Origin of the sequence: Lysobacter sp. Hz25 (assembly GCF_046097045.1) — a bacterium.
GTDB lineage: Bacteria > Pseudomonadota > Gammaproteobacteria > Xanthomonadales > Xanthomonadaceae > Lysobacter > Lysobacter antibioticus_B.
The window spans coordinates 3,099,910-3,121,909 of the sequence record NZ_CP175666.1; the positions used below are offsets into that span (position 1 = coordinate 3,099,910).

General features: G+C 70.0%; 2 protein-coding genes (1 of these 2 cut by a window edge). Both read left to right on the plus strand.

Features of this window, described 5'->3' with window-relative positions; genetic code table 11:
- Positions 1 to 5,678: the 3' end of a non-ribosomal peptide synthase/polyketide synthase gene (locus ACKN61_RS12865; RefSeq protein ID WP_408949878.1), read on the plus strand. 22,207 nt of this gene lie to the left of the window's left edge; the window shows 5,678 of its 27,885 coding nt (coding positions 22,208-27,885); its start codon lies beyond the left edge, outside the window; its stop codon occupies positions 5,676 to 5,678.
- Positions 5,659 to 21,954 carry an amino acid adenylation domain-containing protein gene (locus ACKN61_RS12870; protein WP_408949879.1) on the plus strand — a complete coding sequence of 5,432 codons (16,296 nt, stop codon included), beginning with the start codon at positions 5,659 to 5,661 and terminating at the stop codon, positions 21,952 to 21,954. Before ACKN61_RS12865 ends, ACKN61_RS12870 begins: the two co-directional genes overlap by 20 nt.
- The last annotated feature ends 46 nt before the right edge of the window (positions 21,955 to 22,000 follow it).

The window sequence follows — 22,000 nt, forward strand, 5'->3', positions numbered from 1 at the left end:
TCGTCGGCGGCGAAGCCTGCCCGCCGCACGTCGCCGCGGCCTGGTCGGCCGGGCGGCGCCTGGTCAATGCCTACGGCCCGACCGAGATCACCATTTGCGCGGCGATGAGCGGAGTGTTGTCGCCGGCTTCGCTGGCCGGCGCGGCACCGCCGCTCGGCACACCGATCGCCAACACCCGCTTGTACGTGCTCGACGCCATGCTGCGTCCGGTGCCGGCGGGCGTGGCCGGCGAGTTGTACATCGCCGGCGCCGGCCTGGCCCGCGGTTACCTCGACCGCCCGGGCTTGAGCGCCGAGCGTTTCGTCGCCGATCCGTTCGTGATCGGCGAGCGCATGTACCGCAGCGGCGACCGCGCCCGTTGGCGCGAGGACGGCCAGCTCGACTACCTCGGCCGCGCCGACCAGCAGATCAAGCTGCGCGGTTTCCGCATCGAGTTGGGCGAGATCGAAGCCGCGCTGGCGCAATGCGGCCATGCCGGCAACGCGGTGATCGTGCGCGAGGACCGGCCCGGCCATCCGTTGCTGGTCGCTTATCTGGTCACCCACGAAGCCATTGACGAGGACGGCCTGCGCCGGCGCCTCGGCGAACGTCTGCCCGAGTACATGGTGCCGTCGGCTTTCGTCGCCCTGCCGGCGCTGCCGCTGACCGCCAACGGCAGCAAGCTCGACCGCAAGGCCTTGCCGGCGCCGGAGTTCGCCGCACAGCCGGCCTCGCGCGGCCCGCGCAACGCCGCCGAAGCGATCCTGTGCGCCCTGTATGCGGACGTGCTCGGCCTGGAACGGGTCGGCGTCGGCGACAGCTTCTTCGCCCTCGGCGGCCATTCGCTGCTCGCCACCCGTCTGATCGGCCGCATCCGCGCGACCTTCGACGTCGAGTTGTCGATCCGCACTCTGTTCGATGCGCCGACCGTGGAAGCGCTCGCGCGGGCCCTGCCCTCGGGCGGCGGCCGGCGTGCGCCGCTCATCGCGCAACCGCGACCGCAACGCCTGCCGTTGTCGTTCGCCCAGCAACGCCTGTGGTTCCTGCATCAGTTCGAAGGGCCCAGCGCGACCTACAACATCCCGCTGGCCCTGCACCTGGACGGCGAACTCGACCGCGATGCCCTGCGCGCCGCGCTCGCCGACCTGGTCGCGCGCCACGAAAGCCTGCGCACGGTGTTCCCCGCGACCGCCAGCGCAGGCGAAGCACCGAGCCAGTGCGTACTGGCCCAGGCCGAAGCGCCATTGGCAATCGCCGATAGCAACGACGAGCGCCTGCGCACCGACCTGTCGCAGGCCGCCGCCTACGCTTTCGACCTCAGCCGCGAACTGCCCTTGCGCGCCCATCTGTTCGCGCTCGACCCGCAGCGCCACGTGCTGTTGTTGCTGCTGCACCATATCGCCGGCGACGGCGCTTCGCTGGCGCCGCTGTCGCGCGACCTCGCCCAGGCCTATGCCGCGCGTCTGCGCGGCCGCGCCCCGGAGTGGTCGCCGCTGCCGGTGCAGTACGCCGACTTCAGCCTCTGGCAACGCCAGGTGCTCGGCGACGAGGGCGACGACGCCAGCCTGCTCGCGCAACAAGCCGAGTACTGGAAGCGCACCCTCGCCGATCTGCCGGAACTGATCTCGCTGCCGACCGACCGGCCGCGGCCGCCGACCTCGAGCTACCGCGGCGGTCACCTGGCGCTGCCGCTCGACGCCGCCCTGCATGCGCGCCTGGCCGCGCTTGCCGGGCGCCACGGAGCGACCGTGTTCATGGTCCTGCAGGCCGCGCTCGCCGCCACCTTGAGCCGGCTCGGCGCGGGCGACGACATCGCCCTCGGCACGCCGATCGCAGGCCGCTCCGACGCCGCGCTCGACGATCTGGTCGGCGTGTTCCTCAACACCCTGGTGCTGCGCAACGACACCTCGGGCAACCCGAGCTTCGCCGCCCTGCTCGGCCGCGTGCGCGAGACCGACCTGGCCGCCTACGAGCATCAGGACCTGCCGTTCGAGCGTCTGGTCGATGCGCTCAAGCCCACCCGCTCGATGGCCCATCACCCGCTGTTCCAGGTGATGCTGTCGCTGCAGAACCACGCCCAGGCCGAGCTGGAACTGCCCGGCCTGCGCAGCCGCAGCGCCGAGTTCGACCTCGACATCGCCCAGTTCGACCTCAGTTTCGACTTCACCGAGCTGCACGACGAACGCGGCGCAGCCGCCGGCCTGCACGGCATGATCGAGTACGCCGTCGACTTGTTCGACGCCGACACCGCCCGCCGCATCGGCGTCTACCTGGAACGCATGCTGCGCGCGGTCGCCGCCGACGCCGGCCGCGCCATCGGCGATATCGAGCTGCTCGACGCCGACGAACGCGAATGCCTGCTGGTCGGCTGGAACGGCGCCCGCACCACAGCGTCCGGGCGCTCGTTGCCGAAGTGGTTCGAGCACCAGGTCGCGGCGACGCCGGACGCGATCGCCGCGGTCTGCGGCGAACTCTCGCTGAGCTATGCCGAACTCAACCGCCGCGCCAACCGCATCGCCCACGGCCTGATCGCCGCCGGCATCGGCGCCGAGGACCGGATCGCCCTGGCCCTGCCGCGTTCGCTCGACACCGTCGTCGCCATGCTCGGCGTGCTCAAGGCCGGCGCGGCCTATCTGCCGATGGACACCGAACACCTTGGCCCGCGTCTGCGCGAGCTGCTCGCCGAAGCCGCGCCGCGGATGTTGCTCGCCCATGGCGCCATCGCCGATGCGCTTATCGACCATGCCCCGCTCGCGTTCGACGTGCCGATCTGGCGCCTGGACGACGTCGAAGGTGTGCAACGCCTTTCGGACGCGCCGGACCACGACCCGACCGACGCAGACCGTTCGGTGCCGCTGCACGCCCTGCATCCGGCCTACGTCATCCACACCTCGGGCTCGACCGGCAAACCCAAGGGCGTGGTGGTCACCCACGCCGGCGTCGCCAACCTGTTCGAGGAGCATCGCGAGCGCCTGTTCGCCGAGGTCGTGCGTCATTCCGGCGAAGCCCGCATCCGCTTCGCCCTGACCGCGACCTTCGCCTTCGACACCTCGCTGGAAGGTCTGTTGTGGCTGTGCGCCGGCCAGGAACTGCACCTGATCGACGACGACACCCGCCGCGAAGGCGAGGCCCTGCTCGACTACATCGCCAGCCGGCGCATCGACGCGGTCGACCTGACCCCGGCGCATTTCGAACAACTGCGCGCTATCGGCTTGCTCGACGAAGGCCGCACTCACCCGAGCACGGTCGTGCTCGGCGGCGAAACCGTCGGCGAATCGCAGTGGAAGGCGCTGCGCGAGCATCCGGTACGCGGTTACAACTGCTACGGTCCGACCGAATGCACGGTCGACGCCAGTTACGTCGCCATCGACGAGATCGAAGAAGGCGACCGCCCCAGCATCGGCACGGCGCTGCGCAACACGCGTTTGTACGTGCTCGACACGCGCCTGCGGCCGGTGCCGGTCGGCGTGGCCGGCGAGCTGTATATCGGCGGCGCCGGCCTGGCCCGCGGCTATCTCGGCCGCCCCGACCTCAGCGCCGAGCGCTTCGTCGCCGATCCTTACCTCGTCGGCGAACGCATGTACCGCTCCGGCGACCTGGTGCGCTGGCGTCGCGACGGCCGCCTCGAACACCTCGGCCGCGCCGATCACCAGCTCAAGATCCGCGGTTTCCGCATCGAACCGGGCGAGATCGAAACCGCCCTGGCGGCAGTCGGTTATGCCGCCAATACGGTGATCGCACGCGAAGACCGGCCCGGCCAGCGCCAGTTGGTCGCGTATGTCGCGGCGCCGCAGATCGATGCCGCGCAGCTGCGGCGCGAACTCGCCGAACGCTTGCCCGAGTACATGCTGCCGGCGGCCTTCGTCGCCGTTCCGGCCCTGCCGTTGACCGCCAACGGCAAGCTCGACCGCAAGGCGCTGCCGGCGCCGCAAGTGCAGGTCGACGTCTCGGCCGCGCCCGGCAGCGAGCTCGAACAGCGCCTGTCGGTGTTGTTCGCCGAAGTCCTGGGGTTGGCCGCGGTCGGTATCGACGACGGCTTCTTCGCCCTCGGTGGCGACAGCATCAGTTCGATCCAATTGGTCAGCCGCGCCCGCCAGGCCGGCCTGCGCCTGAGCGCGCGAGAGGTGTTCCAGCACCAGACCGTGCGCGCACTCGCCACTGTCGCCACTGCGCTCGAACAAGCCGTTCGACAGCCAGCGGTGGCCGCGACCGGGCCGTTGCCGGCGACGCCGATCCTGCGCGACTTGTTCGAACAGGCGGGGCCGTTCAAGCAGTATCAACAGTCGATGCTGCTACGGGTGCCTGCGCTCGACGCCGCGCCCTTGTTGCACGCAATCCAGGCCCTGCTCGACCACCACGATGCGCTGCGTCTGAGCGTGTCGCCGACCCATGAGCTGGAGATCGCCGAGCCCGGCCGCATCCGTGCCGACGACTGCGTGCTCGCGGTGTCGCTGCACGGGCTCGATGCGGCCGCACGCGAAGCCGAGATCGCCGCCCAGGCCCAGGCCGCGCAGGAACGGCTCGACCCGCAAGCCGGACGCCTGCTGCAGGCGGTCTGGTTCGACCACGGCGAACGCTCGCGCCTGTTGTTGGTGCTCCATCACCTGGTGGTCGACGGCGTGTCCTGGCGCATCCTCGTGCCCGACCTGCAATCCGCCTACGAACAGGCCGCTAGCGGCGTCGAGGCGATCGCGCTCGAGCCGGTGCCGACCTCGTTGCGCGAATGGGCGCTGGCCCTGCCCGAGGCGGCGCAACGACGCAGCGCGGAACTGCCGTTCTGGCGTTCGATGCTCGAAGACGCCTCGCCGTCTTGGTTCGCGCGCCCGCTCGATCCGCAACACGACACCCATGCCAGCCTGCGCAGCCTCAGCCTGAGCCTCGACGTCGCCACCACCGAGCGCTTGCTGATCCAGGCGCCGGAACGCATCAATGGCCGCGTCAACGACGTGCTGCTGACCGGGTTCGCGCTGGCCGCGTTCGCCTGGCGGCGCGAACGCGGCGACCCGCTCGATGCGGGCAGCTTGCGCTTCGACCTCGAAGGCCACGGCCGCGAAACCGCGATCGTCGACGGCCTGATCGACGGCGCCGACCTGTCGCGCACCGTCGGTTGGTTCACCAGCCTGTTCCCGGTGCGCCTGGATGCCTCGCAGTTCGACCCGGTCGAGGCGATGAGCGGCGGCAAGGCCATGGAACGCGCGCTCAAATCGGTCAAGGAGCAATTGCGGCAAGTGCCCGACCAAGGCATCGGCTACGGCCTGTTGCGGCATCTGCACGACGAGGCCGGGCGCGAGCTCGCCGCGTTCGCGGCGCCGACCATCGGTTTCAACTACCTCGGTCGCTTCGCGGTCGGCGCCTCCGACGACGCCGCGGCCTGGAGCGTCGCCGACGACCCCGGCGCCTTCGGCGGCGGCAGCGACGAGACCCAGCCCTTGCCGCACGCGATCGACCTCAACGCCCTGGTCCAGGACGGCCCGGACGGTCCGCGCCTGTGCGCGAACTGGAGCTGGGCCGGCGAACTGCTCGACGAAAGCGAGGTGCGTGCCTTTGCCGAGGCCTGGTTCGACGCGCTCACCCGCATCGCCGACTTCGCCGCGGCCGCCGACACGTCGACCCTGACCCCTTCGGACGTCCCCATGGTCGCGCTCGACCAGTCCGACATCGAACTCCTGGAATCGATTTATGCGCAACTCTCAGATTGAAGACCTGCTGCCGCTGTCGCCGTTGCAGCACGGCTTCCTGTTCCACGCCCTCTACGACCACGAGGTGCAGGACAGCTATGTCGTGCAGATGGTGTTCGCGCTCGATGGCGCGCTCGATGCGGCAGCGTTGCAAGCGGCGGCGCAGGCGCTGTTGCGGCGCCATGCCAGCCTGCGCGCGGCCTTCGTCCACCACAAGATCAAGGAGCCGGTGCAGGTCATCCAGCGCGAGGTCGAGCTGCCGTGGCGCGAGATCGATCTGGGCGATCTGCCTGCAGACGAGCGCGCCAAGGCGTTGGCGCAGGCGATCGCCGACGATCAACAGCAGCGCTTCGAACTGACCCGTGCGCCGCTGCTGCGCTTCGTGCTGGTGCGCCAGTCGGCGACCCGGCATTACCTGTTGTTCACCAGCCACCACATCCTGCTCGACGGCTGGTCCTCGCCGATCCTGCTGCAGGAGTTGTTCGCGTTGTACCGCAACGGCGCCGACGCGCAGGCACTGCCGCGGGTCACGCCCTACCGCGACTACATGCGCTGGCTGGCCTCGCGCGACGCCGCCGCGGCGCGCAGCGCCTGGCGCGATGCCTTCGCCGGCTTCGAGGAACCGAGCCGGATCGCAGCGGCCACGACCGCGGCGGCGGTGCCCGACACCTTGCGTATCGACCTGCCCGACGCGCTGGTGCAGTCGTTGACCCGACTGACCCGCGGCCTGGGCGTGACCCTCAACACCGTCGTGCAGGCCGCCTGGGGGCTGTTGCTCGGTCGGCTTACGCATCGTCGCGACGTCGCCTTCGGCACCACCGTGTCGGGCCGTCCGCCGGAGCTGGCCGGGGTCGAGCAGATGGTCGGCTTGTTCATCAACACCTTGCCGCTGCGCTTGCAATGGCGGCCGGACGAATCGGTGCGCGACCTGCTGCTGCGTCTGCAGCGCGAGCAATCGGCGCTGCTCGATCACCAACACCTCGGCCTGACCGAGATCCAGCGCCTGGCCGGTCACGGCGAGCTGTTCGACACCCTGGTGGTGTTCGAGAACTTCCCGGTCGGCGACGGCGACGACGACGCGCCCGATGCATTGCGCATCGCCCTGCACAGCCACCACGGCGGCGACACCTCGCACTACCCGGTGGGCCTGGCGTTGATTCCGGGCCAGCCCTATCAACTCAAGCTGAGCTACCGGCCCGATCTGTTCACACGTGACGAAGTGCTGCGCCTGGGCGGCCGCTATCAGCGATTACTCGAGGCCTTCGTCGCCGATGCCGGGCAGCCGGTCGGCCGTATCGAACTGCTCGATGCCGCCGAGTCGGCCCAGGCGCTGCGCGACTGGAATGCGACCGAGCACGCGGTGCCGGCGCGAACCCTCGCTGAACTGCTGAGCGCGCAGGCTGTGCGCACACCCGATGCGGTCGCCATCGTGTTCGAAGGCGAGCGCTTGAGTTACGCCGAACTCGACGCGCGCGCCAACCGCCTCGCCCACCGCCTGATCGCCGACGGCATCGGCCCGGAAGACCTGGTCGGCGTGGCCTTGCCGCGTTCGCTGGAGTTGGTCGTCGCCCTGTGTGCGGTGCTCAGGAGCGGCGCGGCCTACCTGCCGCTCGACACCGATTACCCGAGCGACCGCCTCGCCCACATGATCGCCGACGCGGCGCCGGTGCGAATCCTGACGCGTGGCGACGTGGTGGAACGCCTGCCTGCGCATGACGGCTTGTGGCAGATCGACGAAGCTCGGTTTGCAATCGAGTTGGCGAGCTATGCGGATACGTCGCCCACCGACACCGACCGCACACGTCCGCTGCAGCTCGATCACCCGGCCTACGTGATCTACACCTCCGGCTCGACCGGCACGCCGAAGGGCGCGGTGATTCCGCACCGCGGCATCGTCAACCGCCTCGCCTGGATGCAGGGCGAGTACGGCTTGCAGGCCGACGACGCCGTGTTGCAGAAAACCCCGACCAGCTTCGACGTGTCGGTGTGGGAGCTGTTCTGGCCGTTGCTGCACGGCGCCCGTTTGGTGGTCGCGCGCCCCGACGGCCATCGCGACCCGGCTTATCTGGCGTCGTTGATCCAGCGCGAACAGGTCACCACCGTGCACTTCGTCGCCTCGATGCTCGAAATGTTCGTGCAGGAACCCGGCGCGGCCGCCTGCACCAGTCTGCGCCGGATCGTCTGCGGCGGCGAAGCGCTGTCGGCCGATCTGCATCGCCGCGTCGCCGCCCACATCGGCCGGCCGCTGCATCACTCCTACGGCCCGACCGAAGTCTCGATCGGCGTCACCGCCTGGCCCTGCCGCGATGTCGAAGACGGGCCGATCCCGATCGGCGGGCCGATCTGGAACACGCGCTTGTACGTGCTCGACAACGCGCTGCGGCCGGTGCCGGCCGGGGTCACCGGCGAGCTGTATATCGCCGGCCCCGGGCTGGCGCGCGGTTACCTGCGCCGCGCCGCGCTCAGCGCCGAGCGTTTCGTCGCCGACCCGTTCGTCGCCGGCGAACGCATGTACCGCTCCGGCGACTTGGCCAGCTGGCGCGAGGACGGGGTCATCGTCCACCGCGGTCGCGTCGATCACCAGGTCAAGCTGCGCGGCTTCCGCATCGAACTCGGCGAGATCGAAGCCGAGCTCGCCCGCGCCGGTTATCCGCGCAACAGCGCGATCGTGCGCGAGGACCGGCCGGGGCAGAAGCAGATCGTCGCCTATGTGGTCGCCGATACCACGAAACAGAACGAGATCGACCGCGACGCGCTGCGCGAGACCCTGGCCGCGCGCCTGCCCGAGTACATGGTCCCGGCCGCGATCGTCGTCCTCAATGCCCTGCCGCAGTTGCCCAACGGCAAGCTCGATCGCAAAGCGCTGCCGGCGCCGGACTTCGTCCCGGCCAGCCAGCGCGCCCCGCGTACTCCGCGCGAACAAACCCTGTGCGCGCTGTTCGCCGAGGTGCTCGGCCTGTCGGACGAGCACGCCGCCCAGCTCGGCATCGACGACAGCTTCTTCGTCCTCGGCGGCCATTCGCTGCGGGCGATCCGCTTGATCAGCCGCATCCGCGCCGAACTCGACGTCGAGCTGTCGATCCGCAGCCTGTTCGAGCACCCGACCGTCGCCGGTCTCGCCGGCGCGCTCGATCCGAGCCAGCACCGGCGCCTGGCGCTGCGGCCGATGCCGCGGCCGCAGACTTTGCCGCTGTCGTTCGCGCAACGCCGGCTGTGGTTCCTGCACCAGTTCGAAGGCCCCAGCGCGACCTACAACATGCCGCTGGCCTTACGCCTGGACGGTGAGTTGAACGTGGACGCGCTGCGCGCCGCGCTCGCCGACCTGTGCCAGCGCCACGAAAGCCTGCGCACCGTATTCCCGGTCGGCGAGGTGCCGAGCCAACAAGTACTCGAACATGCGGCACCGGCGCTGGAGACCCTCGACAGCGACGAAGCCGGCCTAGCCGACGCGCTGTCCGCGGCCGCCGCCTACGCCTTCGACCTGCGCCACGAGATCCCGCTGCGCGCGACCCTGGTCCGGCTCGGCCCGCAACAACACGCGCTGCTGCTCTTGCTGCATCACATCGCCGGCGACGGCGCCTCGCTGGCGCCGCTCGCGCGCGATCTGGCCGAAGCCTACGCCGCGCGTCTCGACGGCAACGCGCCTATCCGCGCGCCCCTGCCGGTGCAATACGCCGACTACACCCTCTGGCAACAGCAACTGTTGGGCGATGACGCCGATCCCGACAGCCTGATCGCGACGCAAGTCGCCTATTGGCGCGACACCCTGGCCGGCCTGCCCGAACAGATCGAACTGCCGAGCGACCGCCCGCGCCCGCCGCGCGCGAGCTATCGCGGCGGCCAGTGCGGCTTCGCCCTCGACGCCGATACCCATGCGCGCCTGCGCGCCGTCGCGCGACGCCACCATGCGACCTTGTTCATGGTGCTGCAGGCCGCGCTCGCCGCGACCCTGACCCGGCTCGGCGCCGGCACCGACCTCGCCATCGGCACACCGGTCGCCGGCCGCCAGGACGCCGCCCTGCACGAACTGGTCGGGTTGTTCCTCAACACCTTGGTATTGCGCACCGACACGAGCGGCAACCCCCGTTTCAGCGAGCTGCTGGCGCGGGTACGCGCCACCGACCTGGCCGCGTTCGAGCATCAGGACCTGCCGTTCGAGCAATTGGTCGACACGCTGAAACCCGAGCGCTCCTTGAGCCACCACCCGCTGTTCCAGGTGCTGTTGGTGTTGCAGAACACCGAGCAGGCCGAGCTGCACCTGCCCGGCCTGCACGCCCGCGCGGCCGAGTTCGCCCTCGATGTGGCCAAGTTCGATCTGAGCTTCGCCTTCAGCGAACGCTTCGACGACGCCGGCCAGGCCGGCGGCCTCGACGGCGCGCTCGAATACGCCAGCGATCTGTTCGACCCGGCCACTGCCGAGGCGATCGCGCTGCGGCTGCAGCGCATGCTGGTCGCCGTCGCCGAAGACGACCGCCGGCCGATCGGCGCGGTCGAGTTGCTCGACGCCGATGAGCGCCGGCGCCTGCTGCGCGAGTGCAACGACACCGCACACACCGTCGAACTCGAATCGGTCGCGGCCGCGTTCGAGCGCCAGGTCGCGTCGACCCCGCACGCCATCGCCGTGATCGGCGACGGCGTCGAGTGGAGCTACGCCGAACTCGACCGCCGCGCCGAAGCGCTCGCCCACGCACTGCGCCGTCGCGGCGCCGGCGCCGAACGCGGCGTCGCCCTGCTGCTGCAGCGTTCGCCCGATCTGGTCGTGGCGGTGCTGGCCGTGCTCAAGACCGGCGCCTATTACCTGCCGCTGCACGAGCAGCACCCCGACGAGCGCCTGGGCCAATTGCTGGCCGAGACCGAAGCCGCCGTCTTGATCGCCGATGCCGGCATCGATGCACGCAGCTTGACCCATCCGAATCTGCTGCGTCTGGACCGCTTCGATTTCGACGCGTCCACCGAGCCGCGCACGCGCAAGCCGGCCATCCATCCCGAGCAACTCGCCTACGTCATGTACACCTCCGGCTCGACCGGGGTGCCGAAGGGCGTGGCCGTGCGTCAGCGCGACGTGGTCGAGTTCGCCCGCGACCGCCGCTTCGCCAGCGGCCACGAGACCGTGCTGCTGCATTCGACCCACGCCTTCGATGCCTCGACCTACGAGCTGTGGGTGCCGCTGCTCAACGGTGGGCGCATCGCGGTCGCGCCGGCCGGGGCCAGCGATGGCCGCGACTTCCAGCGCCTGATCGAACGCTTTGAGGTGCGCAGCCTGTGGCTGACCGCCGGCCTGTTCCACGAGTTCGCCGAATCCATGCCCGAGCTGTTCGCCGGCCTGCGCCAAGTCCTAGCCGGCGGCGACGTGCTCTCGACCGATGCCATCCGCCGTCTGCAGGCGCGGCATCCGCGCTTGCGCATCGTCAACGGCTACGGCCCCACCGAGACCACCACCTTTGCCTTGACCTGCGCCGTGCCGACCCTGCAGCCGCAGGCGCGTTCGGTCCCGATCGGCACGCCGCTCGACAATATGCAGGTCTACGTACTCGACGAGGCGCTGCAACCGGTGCCGGCCGGCGTGCCCGGCGAGTTGTACATCGCCGGTGCCGGCCTGGCGCGCGGTTATCTGCAGCGCCCCGCGCTCAGCGCCGAACGTTTCGTCGCCAACCCCTTCGAAATCGGCCAGCGCATGTACCGCTCCGGCGACCGCGTGCGTTGGCGCGGCGACGGCCAGATCGATTACCTGGGTCGCGCCGATCAGCAGATCAAGCTGCGCGGCTTCCGCATCGAACTCGGCGAAATCGAGGCCGCATTGGCCCAGGCCGGCTACGCCCAGAACGCGGCGATCGTGCGCGAAGACCGCCCCGGCCAGAAGCAACTGGTCGCCTATGTGGTCGGCGACGCCATCGACGGCGAAGCGCTGCGCCATGCGCTCGCCGAGCGCCTGCCCGAGTACATGCTGCCGGCCTCCTTCGTCGCACTGGATGCGCTGCCCCTGACCGCGAACGGCAAGCTCGACCGCAAGGCCCTGCCCGCGCCGGACTTCGCGCCGAGCAGCCTGCGTGAGCCGCGCACCGCCACCGAGTCCACCTTGTGCGCCTTGTTCGCGCAGGTGCTCGGGCTGGAACGGGTCGGCATCGACGACAGCTTCTTCGCCCTAGGCGGCGACAGCATCGGCTCGATCCAACTGGTCAGCCGCGCCCGCCGCGTCGGCCTGCGTTTCAGCGCCCGCGACGTGTTCCAGCATGCTTCGGTGCAGGCCCTGGCCCAGGTCGCGGCGAGCATCGTCGAAGCCGACACGGTCGAGGTCGAAGCGCCGGTGGGTGCGTTGCCGGCGACGCCGATCATGCGCTGGCTGCTCGAACGCCAAGGGCCGTTCGACCGTTTCAGTCAGTCGATGCTGCTGCGGATGCCGCCGCTGAGGCAGGAGCCGCTGCAAGCCGCACTGCAGGACCTGATCGATCACCACCATGCCTTGCGCCTGCGCCTGGGCGCGGACGACAGCCTGGAAACCCTGCCGCTCGGCAGCGTCGATGCCGGGACCTGTCTGCAGCGCGTCGACCTGGCCGGCCTGACCGGAGAGAGCCGCGAAGCCGCCATGCAGGCCGCCGCCGAAGCCGCGCAGAACCGCCTCGCCCCGCGCGAGGGACGGCTGCTGCAGGCGGTCTGGTTCGACGACGGCGAGGACTCGCGGCTGTGGCTGGCGATCCACCATCTCGCCGTCGACGGCGTGTCCTGGCGCATCCTCGTGCCCGATCTGCAGGCCGCCTGGGACGCACGCGCCGCAGGCCATGCCCCGGCCCTGGAGCCGGTGCCGACCTCGTTGCGTCACTGGGCCTTGGCGCTGCCGAAGCTCGCCGAGGCGCGCCGGCACGAACTGCCGTTCTGGCAGGCCATGCAGGACGGCCACGACCCGCGCCTGAGCGCGCGTGCGCTCGATCCGCAACGCGACACCAGCGCCACCCAACGCGGCCTGTGGCTGCGCCTGGAACCGGATACGACCCGGCTGCTGCTGACCCGCGCCACCGAACGCATCCACGGCCGCATCAACGACGTGTTGCTGACCGCGTTCGCGCTGGCGCTGGCCGACTGGCGCCGGCGCCGCGGCCTCGACGAGGCCGACACGGTCCGCTTCGATCTCGAAGGCCACGGCCGCGAAGCCATCCTCGACGGCGCCGATCTGTCGCGCACGGTCGGCTGGTTCACCAGCCTGTTCCCGTTGCAACTCAGCTTGCCGCGCGGCGAGCGCGAGGCCGCCCTGCGCGGCGGCGCGCCGCTGGAGCGCGCGCTCAAATCGGTCAAGGAGCAACTGCGCCGCCTGCCCGACCACGGCATCGGCTACGGTCTGCTGCGCTATCTCAGCGACGCCGGCCGCGAGGCCTTGCAGCCGCTGCCGCCATCGCAGATCGGCTTCAACTATCTGGGCCGTTTCAGCGTCGCCGGCGCCGGCGCCCACGAGCCGCACTGGACCCTGGCCGACGAGGCGGCACTCGGCGGCGACGGCCACGAAGCGCGTCCGCTCGCGCATGCCCTCGATCTCAACGCCAGCACCGAGGACGGCGCCGAAGGCCCGGTGCTCTGCGCCGGTTGGAGCTGGGCCGGCGAGCTGTTCGAGGAGGACGCGATACGCGACCTCGCCGACACCTGGTTCGCGGTGCTGCGCCGCATCGCCGAGACCGTCGCCGACACCGAGCGGCATCTGCTGACGCCCTCGGACGTGCCGCTGACCGCGCTGGACCAGGCCCAGATCGAAGCCATCGAAGCCGCCCAACCGCCCCTGCTCGATCTGCTGCCGCTGTCGCCGCTGCAACACGGCTTCCTGTTCCACGCCGTCTACGACCAGGACGCGGGCACGCCAGCAACCGCGGCAGCCGACAGCTACGTCGTGCAGATGGCCTTCACCCTCGACGGCGAGCTCGACGGCGCCGCGCTGCGTCGCGCCGCGCAGGCGCTGCTGCAACGCCATCCGAACCTGCGCGCGGCCTTCGTCCATCAGGACCTGGCCGCGCCGGTGCAAGCGATACCGCGCGATGCGGTGCTGCCGTGGCGTTCGATCGCCCTCGAAGGCAGTGCCGAAGCGCGCAGCGCCGCATTGGACGCGCTGCTGCGCGAAGACCGTGCGCAAGGCTTCGATCTCGCGCACGGCAGGTTGCTGCGCTTCACCCTGGTACGCGAACACGAGCGCCTGCATCATTTGGTGCTGACCAATCACCACATCGTCTTCGACGGCTGGTCGCTGCCGATCCTGCTCGAAGAACTGTTCGCCTTGTACGGCAACGGCGGCGACATCGACGCCTTGCCGCGGGTCGCGCCGTATCGCGATTACCTCGCCTGGCTGTCCAAGCGCGACCGCAGCGCCGCGCAGCAGGCCTGGCGCGCTTATCTCGACGGCGTCGACGAAGCCACCCGCGTGGCCGGCGGCGCACGCGCCGAGGCAGGCACGCAAGTACTCGCCCGAAGCCTGCCCGAGGCCTTGAGCTGCCAGTTGAGCCACCAGGCGCGCCGGCTCGGCCTGACCCTCAACACCCTGACCCAGGCCGCCTGGGCCTTGTTGCTCAGCCGCATCACCGGCCGCGACGACGTGGTCTTCGGCACCACCGTATCGGGACGCCCGCCGGACCTCGCCGGCGTCGAACGCATGGTCGGCCTGTTCATCAACACCGTGCCGGTGCGCGTGCGCCTGCAGCCGCAACAAAGCCTGGAAAGCCTGTTGCGGAGCGTGCAGGCCGAGCAATCGGCCTTGCTCGAACATCAGCACTTGAGCTTGCCGGAGGTGCAACGACTGCTCGGGATCGGCGAGCTGTTCGACACCCTGACCGTGTTCGAGAACTACCCGATCGACGAGACCGCGTTCGGCGACGACGGCGCCAGCGTGCCCGGTGCAGCACTGCGCATCGGCCGCCACAGCCAGCACGGCGGCGATGCCTCGCATTACCCGCTCGGCCTGGCGGTGATGCCGGGCGAGGCCCTGCGCCTGAGCCTGAGCTACCGCGACGACGCTTTCGACGCGGCCCAGGCCACCCAACTGCTCGGCGCCTATCTGCGCATTCTCGAAGCGATCGCGCAGGACCCGGAGCGCAGCCTCGGAAGAGTCGAGCTGCTCGACGACGTCGCACGCGAACGCCTGCTGCTGGCCTATAACGCCACCGCGGCCGAAAGCACCGGCTGCACCGGCCTGCACGAGTTGTTCCAGGCCCAGGCCGCGAGCACGCCGAACGCGCCGGCCCTGGTCGGCGCCGATAGCCAGCTCGACTACCTCGCCCTGGAACGTCGCGCCAACCGTCTCGCCCATGTCCTGATAGCGCGCGGCATCGGCGCGGAGGATCGCGTCGCAGTGGCGCTGCCGCGCTCGTCGGAGGCCATCGTCGCCCTGCTGGCCGTGCTCAAGGCCGGTGCCGTCTATCTTCCGCTGGACCCGCAACATCCTCCGGAACGTCTCGGCCACATCCTCGGCGATGCGACGCCTGTGCTGCTGGTCGCCGAGGAGGCCTTCGCTGCTCGCCTGCAAATCCTGGGCGATGCGACGCCTGTGCTTGCGATCGACGCGCCGGCGACGCGCGAGCTGATGCAACTCGCCAGCGAACGCGCCCCGCGCGACAGCGACCGTCGTTGCGTCCTGCGCGATCACCACATTGCCTACGTCATCTACACCTCCGGTTCGACCGGACAGCCCAAGGGCGTTGCGGTCGAGCATCGCCAGGCGCTGAATTCGATCCGCGCCCGTGCCGCGCGCTATGCGCCGCATCGCAGCGCGGTGCTGCTGCCGTCGCTGGCCTTCGATGCCTCGCTCGCGGCGATCTTCGGCAGCCTCGCCATCGGCGCCAGCCTGGTCTTGCCGGCCAGCGGCCTCGAACACGATCCGCAGGCCCTGGCCGCCTTGGTCCGGCAAAACCGGGTCGAGCAATGGATCAGCGGCCCGAGCCTGTATGCGGCCGCACTGGAACATGCCGATGCACTGGCCTCGCTGCGCAGCGTCGTACTCGGTGGCGAAGCGATTCCGCCGAGCATCCGCCAGCGCCACGGCGAACGTGCTCCGCTGGCGCGGCTGTACAACGAATACGGCCCCACCGAAGCGACGATCTGGTGCTCGTCCGCCGAAGTCGGCGAAGCCGATGCGAGCGAGCTGGGCTGCATCGGCGGGCCGATCGCCAATACCCGCTTCTACGTGCTCGACGCCGCCTTGCAACCGGTCCCGGTCGGAATCGCCGGCGAGTTGTACATCGCCGGCGCCGGCATCGCCCGTGGCTATCTCGGCCGCGCCGGCCTCAGTGCCGAACGCTTCGTCGCCAACCCGTTCGAGCCGGGTGCGCGCATGTACCGCACCGGCGACCGCGTGCGTTGGCGCGACGACGGCCAACTGGCCTACCTCGGCCGTGTCGACCAGCAGGTCAAGATCCGCGGCTACCGTATCGAGCTCGGCGAGATCGAGGCCGCGCTGGCCCAGGCCGGCCATGCGCGCAATGCGGTGATCCTGCGCGAGGACCGGCCCGGACAGAAGCAACTGGTCGCCTACCTGGCCGGCGACCGCATCGATACCGCGGCGTTGCGCGAGACGCTCGCCGGGCAACTGCCCGACTACATGCTGCCCGCGGCCTTCGTGGTGCTCGACCGACTGCCGCTGACGCCGAACGGAAAACTCGACCGCAAGAGCCTGCCGGCGCCGGATTTCGCCACCGGCTCGCGCGAACCGCGCAATGCCCTCGAAACCCTGCTGTGCGAGTTGTTCGCGCAGGTGCTCGGTCTGCAGCGGGTCGGCATCGACGACAGCTTCTTCGCCCTGGGCGGCGACAGCATCGGCTCGATCCAGTTGGTCAGCCGGGCGCGGCGCGCCGGCCTGCGCTTCAGCGCCCGCGACGTGTTCCAGCAGCAATCCGTGCAAGCCCTCGCACGCGTCGCCACGGCGATAGAAGGCGTGGGCACGGCGCCGGTGGAAGCGCCGGTCGGCGTGCTGCCGGCCACCCCGATCATGCGTTGGCTGTTGCAGCAGGACGGGCCGTTCGAGCATTTCGCCCAATCGATGCTGCTGCAGGTGCCGCGACTGCAACGCGAGCCGTTGATCGCCGCGCTGCAGGACCTGATCGACCACCACGATGCCCTGCGTCTGCGCCTGAAGCCCGACGACGTGCTCGAAATCGGCGCGGCCGGCAGCGTCGCCGCGATCAGTTGCCTCAACCACGTCGACCTGCACGGGCTCGACGCGCAGACCCGCGCCTGGACCATCAACCAGCACGCCCAAGCCGCGCAGCAACGTTTGTCGCCGCACGAAGGCCAGATGCTGCAGGCCGTGTGGTTCGACGACGGCGACGATTCGCGCTTGTTCCTCGCCCTGCATCACCTCGTGGTCGACGGCGTGTCCTGGCGCATCCTGATCCCGGACCTGCAAGCGGCCTGGGAAGCCCGCAGCGCCGGTCGCGCCGCCGAACTGGAAGCGGTGCCGACCTCGCTGCGTCACTGGGCGCTGGCCTTGCCCAAGGCGGCGGCCCAACGCAGTGGCGAGCTGCCGTTCTGGCGTTCGATGCTCGACGGCCTCGATCCGCCGCTCGCTACCCGAACGCCGGCTCCGCAAGGCGCCACCAACGCCGGCCGGCACAGCCTAGGCCTGCGCCTGCAGCCCGAGGTCACCCGGCTGCTGCTGACCCGCGCGACCGAACGCATCAACGGCCGCATCAACGATGTCCTGCTGTGCGCGTTCGCCCTGGCCGTGGCCGAATGGCGCCAGCGTTACCTCGGCATCGACCTCGATACGGTCCGCTTCGAGCTCGAAGGCCACGGCCGCGAAGCCATCGTCGACGGCGCCGATCTCTCGCGCACGGTCGGCTGGTTCACCAGCCAGTTCCCGCTGCAGCTGTCGCTGGCGGATATCGAACGCGATGCGGCCCTGTCGGGCGGCCCCGAGCTCGAACGCGCGCTCAAGTCGATCAAGGAACAACTGCGCCGCCTGCCCGACCAGGGCATCGGCTACGGCCTGCTGCGCTACCTCGACCCGGTCGCCGGCGCAGCCTTGGCGGCCTTGCCGGCGCCGCAGATCGGCTTCAATTACCTGGGCCGTTTCGCCACCGCCGGCACGACCGCGCAGCAGCATTGGGCGCCGGCAAGCGAGGTCTTGCTCGACGGCCCCGCGGGCGCGCCGCAGGGCCTGGGACATCCGCTCGACCTCAACGCCACCACCGAAGACGGCCTGCAAGGCCCGGTGCTGTACGCCGCCTGGAGCTGGAACGGCGAACTGTTCGACGAGATCGCAGTGCGCGACCTCGCCGAGACCTGGTTCGCGGTGCTGCGCCGCATCGCCGCCACCGTCGCGGCCGGCGAGCATCGGCTGCTGACCCCGAGCGACCTGCCGCTGATCGCGCTGGACCAGCGCCAGATCGAAACCATCGAGGCGAACCAACCGCGCTTGCTCGACGTGCTGCCGCTGTCGCCGCTGCAGCACGGCTTCCTGTTCCACACCCTCTACGACGAACAAGCGCAGGACCGCTACATCGTGCAGATGGCCTTCACCCTGAGCGGGGCGCTCGATGCGGCACGTTTGCGCCGCGCCGCCCAGGCCTTGCTCGAACGCCATCCGAACCTGCGCGCCGCCTTTCTCCATCACGGCTTGCGCGAGCCGGTGCAGGCGATCCCCTGCGAGGTCGATCTGCCTTGGCAGGAACACGCGCTCGACGGCGATGAAACGAGTCGCGAGGCCGCGCTCGAAGCCTTGCTACTCGACGACCAGCGCCGTCGCTTCGATCTCGAACGTGGACCGTTGCTGCGCTTCACGCTGATTCGCGACGGTTCCGACCGCGACGGCCATAGCGCGCGTCACCATCTGCTGTTCACCAGCCACCATATCCTGCTCGACGGCTGGTCCTCGCCGATGCTGTTGCAGGAGCTGTTCGCCCTGTACCGCAGCGATGGCGACAGCAGCTCCCTGCCGCAGGTCGCGCCGTATCGCGACTATCTGGGCTGGTTGTCGACGCGCGATCGCGAACGCTCGGCCGCGGCCTGGCGCGAAGCCTTGGCCGGGCTGGCCGAACCGACCCGCCTGGCCGCGGCTTCGACCGCGGCGACGGTGCCTTCCGCGTTGTCGCTCAGCTTGCCGGCCACGCTCGGCGATGCGCTCGCGCTGCAGGCGCGGCGCCATCAGCTGACTCTCAACACCCTGGTCCAGGCGGCCTGGGCGATCGTGCTGGGGCATCTGACCCGCCGCGACGACGTGGTGTTCGGCGTGACCGTGTCGGGACGCCCGCCGGACGTCGCCGGCATCGAGCGCATGATCGGTTTGTTCATCAACACCGTGCCCTTGCGCCTGCAACTGCGGCCGCAGGAGCGCCTGCTCGAATTGTTGCAACGCTTGCAATTGCAGCAATCGGGCCTGCTCGAACACCAGCACCTCAGCCTGGCCGAGATCCAGCGCATCGGCGGGCTCGGCGAGTTGTTCGACAGCTTGCTGGTGTTCGAGAACTTCCCGGTGGAGCCCTCCGCGGTCGGTCGCGGCAATGACGACCACGACAGCGTCGAGATCGCGCTGCGCGGCAATCACGGCGCCGCAGCGACGCACTACCCGCTCGGCCTGTCGGTAACGCCGCCGACGCCGGGGCAGGCACTGCATCTCGACCTCAGCTATCGACCGGACCTGCTGGATGCCGCACGTGTGCGCGCTATCGCCGGCCGTTTCGCGCGGGTGCTGGAAGCCATTGCGCAGGCTCCGGACACCCGCCTCGCCGCTCTCGATCTGCTCGACGACGACGAACACGAGCAGGCGCGGCAACGCAACGACACCGCACGTGCGGTGCCGGACGCGACCGCAATCGCCCTGTTCGAGGCCCAGGCTGCGCGCACGCCGGATGCGGTGGCGCTGATGTTCGGCGAGCAACGCATCGCCTATGCCGAACTCGACCGCCGCGCCGACCGTCTTGCTCGCCGCCTGCAAGCCGAGGGCATCGGCCCCGACAGCATCGTCGGCCTGTGCGTGGAGCGCTCGCCCGACGCGGTGGTCGGCCTGCTCGGCATTCTCAAGGCCGGTGGCGCCTATCTCGCACTCGACCCGGACTACCCGCAGCAACGTCTGGCCTACATGCTCGGCGACGCGCGTCCGGTGGCCGTCGTCACCCAAGCTTCGCTACGTACGCGCCTGCCGCAATCGTCGGCGCGGCTGATCCTCATCGACGGCGAAGACAGCGTCCCGGAGGCGCCGGTGCGCGGCACCCCGCATCCCGAGCACCTCGCCTATCTGCTTTACACCTCCGGTTCGACCGGCAGGCCTAAGGCGGTGATGGGTACGCACCGTAACGTCGCCTCGCGCCTGCACTGGGACATCGAATCGGACGGCGAAGTCGAGGAGATCTACGCGCAGAAAACCACGGTCAACTTCATCGACGTGCTGTGGGAACTGTTCATGCCGCTGATCCGCGGCCAGCGCGTGCTGGTCCTGACGCGCGAACAAGCCACCGAGCCCGAGCGCCTGATCGAGGCGCTGGCCGAGGCCGAAGCCACCCGCATCGTGCTGGTGCCTTCGTTGCTGCGGGCCATGCTCGACAGCGGCATCGATCTCGCCGACCGCCTGCCGAAGCTCTACTACTGGTCGTGCAGCGGCGAAGCCTTGAGTTTCGAGCTGGCGAACCGCTTCAAGGCGGCCTTGCCCAAGGCGCGCCTGCTCAACATCTACGGCACCTCCGAGTTCTGGGACGCGACCTGCTTCGAGGCCCGCGCCAAGGACACCGGCGACCACGGCGTGCCCCTGGGGCGCCTGATCGACAATATGCGCGCCTACGTGCTCGATCCGTTCCTGCGGCCGGTGCCGGTGGGTGCGCCCGGCGAACTCTACGTCGCCGGCAGCGGACTCAGCCGCGGCTATCTGCGCCAGGCCGGGCTCAGCGCCGAGCGCTTCCTCGCCAATCCGTTCGAGCCGGGTGCGCGCATGTACCGCTCCGGCGACGTGGTGCGTTGGCGCGAGGACGGCGAACTGGAGTACCTGGGCCGCGCCGATCATCAGCTCAAGATCCGCGGTTTCCGCATCGAGGCCGGCGAAATCGAGGCCTTGCTCGCAGCCGACGACGCGGTCGCCCAGGCCACGGTCAGCGTGCGCGAGGATCGGCCCGGGCAGCGGCAACTGGTCGCTTATCTGGTGCCGGCCGCGGGCCGTCGCCCGGACCCGCAGACCTTGCGCGAAGCGCTTGCGGCGCAGCTGCCGAGCCATATGCTGCCTTCGGCCTGGGTGGTGATCGAACGCCTGCCGCTGCTGCCGAACGGAAAAATCGACCGCAAGGCGCTGCCGCCCGCCGACGCGCCCGTACGCCGCGCCGCCAGCACGCTGCAGCAACAAGCGCTGTGCGCCTTGTTCGCCGAAGTGCTGGAACTCGACGAGGTCGGCATAGACGACGACTTCTTCGAACTCGGCGGCCATTCGCTGCTCGCACCGCGTTTGATCGGCCGCATCCGCAGCACCCTCGGCGCCGAACTGTCGACCCGGGTCCTGTTCGAGACCCCCACCGTCGCCGCCTTGGCGCAACGGCTCGCCGAGCCGCTGCAGGCGCTGTCGTCGCTGCAACCGTTGCTGCCGATCCGCACCCAGGGTTCGTTGCCGCCGCTGTTCTGCCTGCATCCGGCCGGTGGCCTGGGCTGGTGGTATAGCGGCCTCGCACGTCATATCGATCCGCAGCGACCGATCTATGCCTTGCAGGGTCGTGCGCTGACCGATGGCGCGAGCTTGCCGGAGCGCCTGGAAGACGTCGCCGAGGACTGCCTGGCGCAGATCCGCGCCGTGCAACCCGAAGGGCCGTATCACCTGCTCGGATGGTCCTACGGCGGCGTGCTCGCGTTCGAGATCGCGCAACGCCTGCAGCAGGCCGGCGAACAGGTCGCGCTGTTGGCTTTGCTCGATAGCTACTTGCTCACCGCCTTGCCGCAGTTCGACCCAACGGCGAACGACAAACCGCGCGAACGCATCCTGCACGAGTTCCTCGAACACAGCGGTTGCGATCTCGCCGGTTACGACGCGGCGGTGCCCGACTACGCGCGTGCCGCGCAGTTGCTCGACGGCAGCGTCTATTCGGGCTTCGACGCCGGCCAACTCGAACGCTTCATCGCTGCCACCGCCAACGACGTCGCGATGCTCGGCCGCTACCTGCCGCGCCATCGACTGCAGGGCGAGCTGGTCTATTTCAACGCCGCCGCCGGCAAGGGCGATGGCGACCCGGGCGCAGCCGAGTTCCAGGCCCGGGTCGACGGACGCGTGCATGTCCACGACATCGAGTGTCGACACGACGAGATGGCGCATCCGCAGCACTTGGCCCGGATCGGCCGCGTACTCGCCCAGCGCTACCGGATCTGAGCAATGCCCTCCCTTATCCCCGATTTCCCCTTTGACCTGATACGAG